This is a genomic window from Mycobacterium sp. TH-M82, from assembly GCF_057473605.1.
On sequence record NZ_JBYCKY010000103.1, the window covers coordinates 1 to 3,079 of the forward strand.

The window sequence follows — 3,079 nt, forward strand, 5'->3', positions numbered from 1 at the left end:
CCAAGAAGCCGGCCGAGACCCGGATGGGTTCGGGTAAGGGTTCGCCGGAATGGTGGGTGGCCAACGTCAAGCCCGGTCGAGTGCTGTTCGAGCTCAGTTACCCTAATGAAGCGATCGCGCGTGCGGCGTTGACCAGGGCGATACACAAGCTGCCGATCAAGGCACGGATCGTCACCCGAGAGGAGCAGTTCTGATGGCAGTGGGGGTTTCCGCCGGCGAACTGCGCGAGCTGAGCGGCGAAGAACTGACCGAGCGGCTGCGCGAAGCCAAGGAAGAGCTGTTCAACCTGCGCTTCCAAACGGCGACAGGCCAGCTCAGCAACAACCGTCGACTCCGCACGGTGCGTCACGAAATCGCGCGTATCTACACCGTGTTGCGGGAGCGAGAACTGGGCCTGGCCACTGGGCCGGAAGGCCCCGAAAGCCCCGAAGGTGCGTGATCGTCATGGCAGAAGCTAAAGAGGTTAAAGAGGCTAAAACCACATCGAGGCCGGACCGGACATCAAAGGCCGGGGCGAAAGACGCTGCTCCAGGGGAGAAGGGTCCCAAGCACACGCCGCGTACCCCGAAGCCGCGAGGGCGGCGCAAGACTCGCATCGGCTACGTGGTGAGCGACAAGATGCAGAAGACCATCGTGGTCGAGTTGGAGGATCGGGTGCCCCACCCGCTCTACGGCAAGATCATCCGGACCACGACCAAGGTCAAGGCGCACGACGAGGACGGCATCGCCGGCATCGGAGACCGGGTCTCGCTGATGGAGACGCGTCCGCTGTCGGCGACCAAGCACTGGCGACTCGTCGAGATCCTCGAGAAAGCCAAGTAGCCCGCGATGAGCATGCGTAAAATCGCACGATCCGAACCGGATTCGTGCGATTGTGTGCATGCTCGCGGAAAGGCCGGGTGATGGCAACCGAATTCAACGGCAGGATCGAACTCGACATCAGGGACTCCGAACCCGATTGGGGGCCCTTCGCCGCGCCGAGTGCACCCGACGGCGCCCCCAACGTGCTCTACCTCGTCTGGGACGACACCGGCATCGCGACCTGGGACTGTTTCGGTGGGCTGGTCGACATGCCCGCGACGAGCCGCATCGCCGACCGCGGCATCCGGTTGTCGCAATTTCACACCACCGCGCTGTGTTCACCGACTCGGGCGGCGCTGCTGACCGGCCGCAACCCGACCAGCGTCGGCATGGCCACCGTAGAAGAGTTCACTGACGGCTTCCCGAACTGCAGTGGGCGCATACCGTTCGAGACGGCGCTGCTCTCCGAGGTGCTCGCCGAACGTGGCTGGAACACCTTCTGCGTCGGAAAGTGGCACCTCACTCCGCTGGAGGAGGCGAACATGGCCGGCAGCAAGCGGCACTGGCCGACCTCGCGTGGTTTCGAGCGGTTCTACGGCTTCTTGGGCGGCGAAACCAACCAGTGGTATCCCGACCTGGTGTACGACAACCACCGAGTGGAACCGCCTGCCACACCCGAGGACGGCTACCATCTCTCGAAAGATATCGCTGACCGGACAATCGAATTCATCCGTGACGCCAAGACCATCGCCCCCGGAAAGCCGTGGTTCGGCTACGTGTGCCCGGGTGCCGGCCACGCTCCGCACCACGTCTTCACCGAGTGGGCGGACCGCTACGCCGGCCGCTTCGATATGGGATATGAGGCCTACCGGGAGATCGTGCTGGAGAACCAGAAGAAGCTGGGCCTGGTGCCGCCGGACACCGAGTTGTCGGCGGTCAACCCGTACTCAGACACCACCAGCGCCGAGGGCCTGCCGTGGCCCGCGGTGGACATCGTGCGGCCCTGGGACACCCTGGGCGACGAGGAGAAGCGGCTGTTTTGCCGGATGGCCGAGGTGTTTGCCGGCTTCCAGAGCTACACCGACGCCCAGATCGGCCGGATCCTGGATTACCTGGCCGATTCGGGGCAGCTGGACAACACCATCGTGGTGGTGATCTCCGACAACGGCGCCAGCGGCGAGGGCGGGCCCAACGGCTCACCCAACGAGAACAAGTTCTTCAACGGCTACATCGACACCGTCGAGCAGGCCATGAAGCTCTTCGACCAGCTCGGCGGCCCGGAGACCTACAACCACTACCCGATCGGGTGGGCGATGGCGTTCAATGCGCCCTACAAGCTCTACAAGCGCTACGCCTCCCACGAAGGCGGCATCGCCGACCCCGCGATCATCAGCTGGCCCCATGGCATTGCAGCGCACGGTGAGGTCCGCGATATCTATGTCAACGTCTGCGACGTGACTCCGACGGTCTACGACCTGCTCGGCATCACCCCGCCGGCCAGCGTGCGTGGTATTGCGCAGAAGCCGTTGGAGGGAGTGAGCTTCAAAGCGGCGCTCGCCGACCCGGATGCGGTCACCGGAAAACAGACCCAGTTCTATGAGATGCTGGGCACCCGCGGCATCTGGCATCAGGGCTGGTTCGCCAACACCGTGCACGCGGCGACCCCGTCCGGCTGGGGCCACTTCGACGCCGACCGCTGGGAGCTCTACCACATCGAGCGCGACCGCAGCCAGTGCCACGACCTGGCTGCCGAACACCCCGAGAAACTCACCGAGCTCAAGGCACTGTGGTTCGCCGAGGCCACCAAATACAACGGACTGCCGCTGGCGGATCTCAACATCGCCGAAATGATGGGCCGGTGGCGGCCCTATCTGGCCGGCGAACGCACCAGCTACACCTACTACCCGAACACCGCCGAGGTGCCGCTGGGCGCGTGCGTGGAGCTGCGCGGCCGGTCGTTCGCGGTGCTGGCCCGAGTCACCGTCGACGGCACCGGCGCCCAGGGCGTGCTGTTCAAACAGGGCGCCCGTCACGGCGGGCACGTGCTATTTGTTCAGGGTGGCCGCCTGCATTACGTCTACAACTTCCTCGGCGAACAGGAGCAGTGGCTGTCTGCGACCGACCCGGTTGCGCTGGGCGAGCACATTCTCGGCGTCCGCTTTCAGCGCAGCGGCACCGTGCCGGGCAGCCACACCCCGGTCGGCGAGGCGTCGCTGTACGTCGACGACACCGTGGTCGCGACACTTCCGGAGATGATCACCCAACCGGGTGCGTTCGC

The 3,079-nt window shown here is 65.0% G+C and carries 4 protein-coding genes; all 4 read left to right on the plus strand.

Features of this window, described 5'->3' with window-relative positions:
• The coding region (rpl16, locus tag AC2VON_RS03145) for a large ribosomal subunit protein uL16 (protein ID WP_486951636.1) at positions 1 to 194 on the plus strand (194 nt) is incomplete at its 5' end.
• Positions 194 to 439 carry a 50S ribosomal protein L29 gene (gene rpmC, locus AC2VON_RS03150; RefSeq protein WP_486951637.1) on the plus strand — a complete coding sequence of 82 codons (246 nt, stop codon included), beginning with the start codon at positions 194 to 196 and terminating at the stop codon, positions 437 to 439. The genes rpl16 and rpmC, both read left to right, overlap by 1 nt.
• Positions 440 to 444: 5 nt before the next feature.
• Positions 445 to 822: a 30S ribosomal protein S17 gene (rpsQ, locus tag AC2VON_RS03155; protein WP_486951638.1), complete on the plus strand. Its 378-nt coding sequence runs from the start codon at positions 445 to 447 to the stop codon at positions 820 to 822.
• 80 nt (positions 823 to 902) lie between these two features.
• Positions 903 to 3,079, plus strand: a 2,177-nt coding sequence (locus tag AC2VON_RS03160) for an arylsulfatase (RefSeq protein ID WP_486951639.1), incomplete at its 3' end; no start/stop codon positions are given.